The 7079-nt window shown below is 56.8% G+C and carries 6 protein-coding genes; 1 reads left to right on the top strand and 5 read right to left on the bottom strand.

Going from position 1 to position 7079, the window contains the following annotated elements:
- Positions 1 to 875 precede the first annotated feature (875 nt).
- Positions 876 to 1454 carry a prefoldin domain-containing protein gene (locus AC1RNQ_RS21400; protein ID WP_493174535.1) on the top strand — a complete coding sequence of 193 codons (579 nt, stop codon included), beginning with the start codon at positions 876 to 878 and terminating at the stop codon, positions 1452 to 1454.
- Positions 1455 to 1792: 338 nt separating this feature from the next.
- Here the strand turns inward: AC1RNQ_RS21400 and AC1RNQ_RS21395 are convergent, their stop codons facing one another.
- The 5 genes from AC1RNQ_RS21395 to AC1RNQ_RS21375 form a co-directional block, all read right to left on the bottom strand.
- A complete protein-coding gene (locus AC1RNQ_RS21395) occupies positions 1793 to 2701 on the bottom strand; it encodes an IS1595 family transposase (protein ID WP_493174533.1) in 909 nt (302 codons plus the stop codon).
- The gene (locus tag AC1RNQ_RS21390) at positions 2698 to 3051 is read right to left on the bottom strand and encodes a hypothetical protein (RefSeq protein WP_493174531.1); all 354 of its coding nucleotides are present in this window, start codon (positions 3049 to 3051) and stop codon (positions 2698 to 2700) included. Before AC1RNQ_RS21390 ends, AC1RNQ_RS21395 begins: the two co-directional genes overlap by 4 nt.
- A gap of 201 nt (positions 3052 to 3252) precedes the next feature.
- The gene (locus tag AC1RNQ_RS21385; protein WP_493174529.1) at positions 3253 to 3918 is read right to left on the bottom strand and encodes a transposase; all 666 of its coding nucleotides are present in this window, start codon (positions 3916 to 3918) and stop codon (positions 3253 to 3255) included.
- A 201-nt stretch (positions 3919 to 4119) separates the two neighbouring features.
- Positions 4120 to 4566, bottom strand: coding sequence for a hypothetical protein (locus AC1RNQ_RS21380; protein ID WP_493174527.1), 447 nt, complete (start codon positions 4564 to 4566; stop codon positions 4120 to 4122).
- A 2-nt stretch (positions 4567 to 4568) separates the two neighbouring features.
- Positions 4569 to 7079: LysM peptidoglycan-binding domain-containing protein (locus AC1RNQ_RS21375; protein ID WP_493174525.1), on the bottom strand; the 2511-nt coding region annotated here is incomplete at its 5' end.

Raw genomic sequence — 7079 nt, 5'->3', positions numbered from 1 at the left:
ATGCTGTCGAAGCGGTACCAATAGTCGCTGCTCGTCTGGCTGCCGGTGCCGCCGGTCGCGGTCACCCCCCATTGCTGGGTCTGGGTACGGCGGATATTGCCCACCGCGTCATATTTCAAAGTTCAGGGAAGTTCAGCCCATGGCGCCCCCTGTTGCGACCCCACGACGCCGGATTTGATGGCCGGCAAGAAGTCGCGGAAAACCGCGCAACTTCATTCGCGATTCAGGTCAGGAGCCTCCTTTCCAGATGAAGCTTCGCTGCGTTTTATGGAAGCTGCGGGCAACGGCGCTCCCATCGCCGTAGGGAGTTGTGCCGCGGGCGCGCGACCAAGCGCGCGGGACGTGGGAAAGGGCGGAAATCTGCGGAAGTTCACACTGGATTGCGGGGTGCGGAAGGCTGCTGGACTGGCTTAAAGCGACAAAAGATACGCATGTGCGCGTCCGAATTGTCTCTTTTGTCGCTTTAAGCCGCAATGCGGCGTTTTTGGCCGAAGCATGCGGTATCGACGCGGCAAGGCGATCCGGGTGGTTCATCCACCAGCTTGGAGCATAGCAAAGTAATTTAGGAAAGACGTTTTTGAGGGGCGCTAGTTTGGGGGTTTAGGGTTTATGCATCTGTCACCGCAACCCGCAATTCATAGCCTATTGCAGTTCAAAATTAGCGCTATCTACAATGAAAGAATCTCGATTTTTATCTTCAAATTTCCCAACGCACTTGCACAGAACCTTTCTGCCGACCATTTTTTCCAAATTTTCATCATTAAAGAACCCGTTTATCCCCTTGACGCATGTAGCTTGAATGTTCCCGTTTCGATCCCCAATCCGGATTGAAGAACACGGCTTGACCCTGCAACCCAAGCCTGCAATAAAGGGGTATGACCTACTCCCTCACCCCCCAGCTGATTCGGCAAGCCCGTCAGCGCGCGGAGAACGCGATCCGCGAAGCGGAGCGGGTTATCGTGGAGGCCCGCGCGACGCTCGCCGACCTTGACGCGTCCGAGCGCGTTATGAAGCTTGTCGGCGACCTCCCCACCACTCCAGAAGCGCCACTTCTCACGCCCGTGAGGACGGACGTGGCAATGCCGCACGCGGTCCAGGTTGCGCCTCAAACCTTCGCAGGCAACGCGGATTTCAGCATTCGCAATCCATTTCGCCACGGAACTAACAAGGCTTACATATGGGAGGTGCTTGATACCTCGGCCAAGCCTTGGTTGAACGCCAACCAAATCCAGCAGATGGCGTCCGCACTTAAAGGGTCGGACATTCCGATGAGTTCGATTTCGCCGATGCTGAGCGAGATGAAGGACGAGTTTTTGGAGCGCGACAACATGCTTGTCGCCCTGAAATCCCGTCTCAACGAGAAAGGGGAGGCCGAGGCCTCCCCTGACGCCGGGGGGTCTGCAAACCTCCCCAACCATAGCCCCACAACTTCCATATTGGACGTTGAAGGCTGAACCTAAGCCTCACCAAGGCGCCGACCGGGGGCGGTTCAATCCCCCGGGCTAGGAGTGCCGAGCCATGTTGCAAATGGCCCGGACATTACCGGAGGGTCGCCGTTAGGTGACCTTCCGACCGACCCCCTTCCATAAGGGGCACGGAGCAGCGGCGTGGCCCCTTCCGAAAGGGCTGCGCCGCTGTGCATGTTTGTGCTATAGGAACGTTATGGAAACGTCAAGAATTTCATTAGCTGATGCGATCAAACTTGATCGATTAAGTGATTTTGTCGATCAAGCCGAGGCTGACGGAGTCGGCCCCGCCGATCGCTCTGACTTTGAGGCAATGGTGGGGCGCATCACAGCGCCCCAACCAGAAGGTCAAACATCCCGTTCACGCGGTCGCGGTTCGTCGCGCGGAAAGTGAACTCCGACAGATAGCGTTGCATGTGCTTCGCGCTGATTTGAACATGCGTCGAGCGGATCGAGGCCTTAAACAGGCGCCAGAAGCCCTCCACGGTGTTGACGTGGAACGTCTCGCCCGAACGATAGTCGTAGTGAGCATATTCCTTCTGGCCATGCTTCACAGCGCCGTGCGTGAAGCCGTCGCCAGTGAGTAAGTTGTAGCTGTAGAGTTCGTCGGTCGAGACGACCGAACCCGGCTCAACGTTGTCCAGCACGACGTTGCGGAGCGTGTCCTTTTTGACGTTTGGGATGACAACCGCCTTCATCGGGCCGTCGCGGCTGATAAGGCCCATGACGATGGTCTTGCCGGGGGCGCCGCGACCGCGCTTGCCACCCGAGCGACGACCGCCGACATAGGCTTCGTCGAGTTCGACGTGACCGGCGAGCAGCGCGTCGAACGATTGAGCCTTGGCAGTCAGATCGCGGATTTGCTGGCCGATGCGATAGGCGGTCTTGTAGGTCACCCCAAGCTGGCGCTGGAGTTCCTTGCCGCTGACACCGTGGCGCGTCGTGCAGAACAGATACATGGCGTAGAACCAGCTAACCAGCGGCGTGCGCGTGTCGTGCAGGATGGTGTTGGCGGTCGGGTTCACATGATGGCCGCACGACGCGCAAACGTAGGTGCGACGCTTCGCCAGCTTGTGGAAGGTCGAGTCCACGACGCCGCACTTGGGGCAGTCGAAGCGGGTGCCGCCGAAACGAACTTGCATGATGTGCTCAAGGCAGGCGTCATCGGTCGGGAAGCGCGCAAAGAACTCGCGAACGCTAAACTCGGGGCTGGCAGAGGGGCTTTTCTTCGTCATGCCATCTTAATGGCAGAGTTCCATACATGCGTCAAGGGGATAAACGGGTTAAAGAAATCATCAAATTTATTCTGAACTTCAGAATTAGAGAATAAAACACTGATAATATTTTCGTTACTGTCACGAATAGAGAAAGCGTATCTAAAGTGATGCACATTCAACCGAACTAGAAACGTGAAAGTTTCCTTGCCAACTTCCAAATCCTCGCCTCCCATCTTCACGTGCCCGTTGGTCATTTTGTGCCCACCCTGCGCCACAATCAAATCATGAGGAAGGGCATGCGATTCACAGCCCGACAACAACGCGAGAGACATGAGAGCAGATGCCAATGAACAATGCAAATTATTCATCATTTTTTCCTGAAATCCGAAGGGGGCGTATATATAATCGGCAATATATTAGGTTTAGTAGCCATTGTATCCTTATAGGGCTTTGGGTTTCGAGTGCTAGAATTATAATATCTTAATTTTTCATTATATTCCCTAACATCCCCATTATATATATTTACCTTAGAATTACGGTGAGAATTACGGTGACAGGTGCAATAACCCCTAAATATTCTGCGGCTTAGGCCCTCGCTTCTGCGGCTTGAGCGTGCGGCCTGTCTTCGCTTCCATATCCTCGAGCCATTGCAAGGAACCAACCGGCCGGCCGATACGCTCCGCCTTGCGGAGAGCGGCGTAAGTGAAGGCTTCATCGAAGGCCTCGTCCAGAAAGGCTGTAAAATCCCCTACCCGTTCCAGCGCCGGTGCGACGATGACGATGCCGTCGTCCCCTGCGCCGCAAAGCGCCCGGCTGCTCGACCATCGCCAGTCGTTCGCCCGCTTCACAAGCTTCGCGCGGACGGGATTCAGCGCGACGTAGCGCAGAGCTGCGACCAGGTGCGTCTCGTCCATCGCTACCGAGCTGAACCGCCCCTGCCACAAATGCCCCGTCGTGCGCAGGCGCGCATTGACATAGCCGGTGTAATGGCGGTGGACATGGCGGAAGACCCGCCGCAGCCCGTCCTCGTCGGACGGCACCGCGATGATATGCACATGGTTGGGCATCAGGCAGTAGGACCAGATCTCCACGCCCGCGCTTCGCGACGCGTCAGCAAGCAGATCGAGATAGAGGGCATAATCCCCATCCTCGAAGAAGGTGCGCTCGCGTCGGTTGCCGCGCTGCGTGATATGGTGCGCGATGCCGGGAAGGACGATGCGGGGCAGTCTGGCCATGCCCCGGTTCGGGCAAGCCGAGCGAAGGATCAATCCAGCGAGAGGGCAGTTGGCGCCGGAATGGATCGGTTTAGGGGTTTATGCACCTGTCACCGTAATCCCCACCGTAATCCCACCGTAATCCCACCGTAATCCTCCTGTCACCGTAATCCTCTGTCACCGTAATCCTATCCGCACCCACTGTATCCGTGATCTTAAAAATCAATGAACCGCTTTGAACAACCAAATGTCAAAGGTCCCATCTTGATTTTCTCTCATGGCATATTGTATTTCCGTATTTTCATTTTCAAAAGATGCTACTTCTGAAATCGTATCAAAGGATTTAACGCATATCTCATTGATTATATCTGGATTTACACATTCTAGCGCCATCGCTCTAGATAATTTATTTTTCCAAGATTTTGGTAGATTCTTATTGAGAAATAAATCCTTGCTTCCTGAATCCACGTTAACATGAATCCACTCATTCGTATCCTGAAAATGTTCTTGATGATATTTAATAGAAATAAATCTCATATCTTTTAGTATTATATTTGGATCTTCTTTTATTATATCCTCAATGCTGTCTAAAACAACATATGGCTCGCGATGGGCTGCGGGGTCCATGCTGCAAGCGCTTAAGCTTACGATCGCCAACCACAGTTTCATATTTACTCCCTATATGGAAAGTGGCCCGCAACCGTTGGCATCTTCAGCGATGATCGAATTTGATAGTCTCGGGCCAAGCCCACAGAATGAAGCCTGCCCATTTCCGAATCGCTAACGGTCACAGGCCCGATTGTCACTGACTTATCGGCATCCCAATTATATCTATCAAAAAAATCTACCGTCGTCTTTCGGGTATAATATACTGTTCCGCCCTTGAGGGCGAAGCTATATTCGGATCGAAGGGAGAGACTCGCATCCCCGACAGCGTAGTGCCAGTCAGCACCAATCGGCGTCTTTACCGTTGGATAGGCGCCAAACCACCCCCTTTGAAGGAAGAAGGTTGCATCTTTCCCAAGGTAGCTCTCTCGGTACGCGGTAATTGCTGCAACATCCTGATCATTCAACTCAGCCGAAACTCTTTTTTGGACATCTGGCACGCTTAGAAAACTTTCCAAATCGATGCTTTTTGTCCCTCCCTTTTCTGACAAATAGTAATTCATATTCTCGGCTGCATTGATATAACCAATATTGTTGGCGCCAGAAATCATCGCATTGGCTTTGGCGAGGGCAGCAAGATCCTCAAGTGTAACCTCCATTGAATTGTAGGGTGCCTGAGCATCTCCGTCGCCCGGCTGCAATTTTGATGACGGCGGCACAGGGTATCCAGGCATCTTATTAAATGTGATGCGCGATGCGCCTGCCGATCCATTTGAGGCCGCATACATTGCCGGAACTCGAATAAACATACTACGGTCAAAATTTGGCACAGCGTCACTGCGACGGCCAGTAACGACAATCTCCCCAGCCCATGTCTGCCGATCGACCGCGGCCTGGACATTGCCGTTTTCAATCTGGCCGAGCACGTCCTTTCGCGACGCCCCGGTTGCTACCATATCCCGAACATGGTCACGGAAAACGGGGTCGCTGCGTTGCTCATCGCTAACGCTAGCGTGGCCCATGATCTTCTCGACTCTGCCTTCCTGTGCGGCGCGTGCGCCCGCCCCGCCGATCGCATCGCCGATGATCTGCCCGATCACATTGGGCAGCGCCGCGAGGATGTTGTCGCCGAAGCTGTTGCCCTTGACCGCGCTGCGCGTCGCCGCGTCGGAGAACAGGCGCGCCGCCCCGACCGCCGTATTGGCCGCTATATTACGAGCGCTGCCGTCGCTCAGCAGGGAACCGGCGCCGGTAATCTTGCCCATGCCATAGCCCGCCGCCGCGCTGACACCTGCCGCCGCGACGCCGGCAAAGTCGAACTTGCTTTGCAGGCCAGTCGCGACCCCGATGCCCTGCGTCGCCGCGTTCACCGCCATCGAGCGCACGATCGTGCTCTCGAAGCCCGAGCCCGCAAGGAAGTTCGCGGCCTTGGATAGCGCCGAGCCCGCCTTCGCGACCTGCGCCAGTTCGCTGATCCCTGCCGTCAGGCCCGCGGTGATCGCGGTCATCGCCAGACTCTTGAAGCTGAACCCCTGCTGGATGCCCGTGGCCATCCCGAACCCCTGGCTCGCGACATTGCCCGCAACCGCCGCACCCACCGGGCCGACCACCGGGGTCAGCACCACCGTCACCGCGATGGCGATCGCCGCCATGAGTATCTGCCCGAACATGCCGCATTTCGGCTTCTTGCTGGGCTTGGGGGTCGTCGGAGACAGTTCACCGATGGCTTCCATCGGATCATAGGCGTCGAACGTGCCCGCATTGTGGGTGTTGCGCGCGACGCCGACGGGCAGCGTCAGCGTCTGGCCTTCGACCAGCGCGCCCTGGCTGCTCATGCCGTTCGCTTCGGCGAGCTTGTACCAGAGGTTCGCGTCGCCGTAGAGACGCTGCGCGATGCTGCTCAGGCTGTCGCCCGCCTGCACCGTATAGGCGCCGCCCGCGCTGCCCTGGTTGTAGCTGTTCAAGGGATCGTAGCTCTGCGCAAAATCCTGGTAGCTCGACCCATATGTCTGGCCGCCGCGGTAGGTGCCCTGCGTCGTCGGCGGGGTCGCGGTGCGCTCGGCGATCGACGCCGCGGTCGATAGCTCGCTGGTGCCGTTGTTGCCGGTGTAGCCCATCTGGCGGCCGCCATAGCGGTACCACACCTCGTGCGGGCTCCCGACCTGCGCCGACGGCGCGTTGCTCGGCCGCGTCTCGGCGCGGCGGATGATCTGGCCGAGCTCGTCGTTGGTGAACGTCACCGTCTTCGGCATGCCGTCGCCGACATTGGCCGAGGTCAGCTGGCCGAACGCATTGTAGCTGAACGTCGTGGTGTAATCGCTGGTGAAGTCGCTCAGCGATACGCCCTGCACCAGGCCATAGGTGTAGGGATCGTCCTCGTGGCTGCGCTCCTTGTCGTGGACGATCTGATACTGGACCGCGCTGTCGTACCACACGAAGCTGTACTTGTTCGCGACGTCCTTGAAGCTGCTCTCGTCGCCGTTCTTGTGGCTGTCCGACGCCGACTGCACCACGCTGCCCATCGCATAGCCCGTGCCCACGCCATAGTCGTAGCCCGTGCGCGAGGTGAAGAGGTC

The sequence above is a fragment of the Sphingopyxis sp. GW821-FHT12F08 genome, assembly GCF_058806755.1.
The sequence above is the reverse complement of the archived record's forward strand: the minus strand, read 5'-3'. Positions and strand labels throughout refer to the sequence as shown.

Coding starts and splice junctions, on each gene's coding strand:
- AC1RNQ_RS21400 (WP_493174535.1), top strand. CDS start 876: ATGACCTACTCCCTCACCCCCCAGCTGATTCGGCAAGCCCGTCAGCGC.
- AC1RNQ_RS21395 (WP_493174533.1), bottom strand. CDS start 2,701: ATGACGAAGAAAAGCCCCTCTGCCAGCCCCGAGTTTAGCGTTCGCGAG.
- AC1RNQ_RS21390 (WP_493174531.1), bottom strand. CDS start 3,051: ATGAATAATTTGCATTGTTCATTGGCATCTGCTCTCATGTCTCTCGCG.
- AC1RNQ_RS21385 (WP_493174529.1), bottom strand. CDS start 3,918: ATGGCCAGACTGCCCCGCATCGTCCTTCCCGGCATCGCGCACCATATC.
- AC1RNQ_RS21380 (WP_493174527.1), bottom strand. CDS start 4,566: ATGAAACTGTGGTTGGCGATCGTAAGCTTAAGCGCTTGCAGCATGGAC.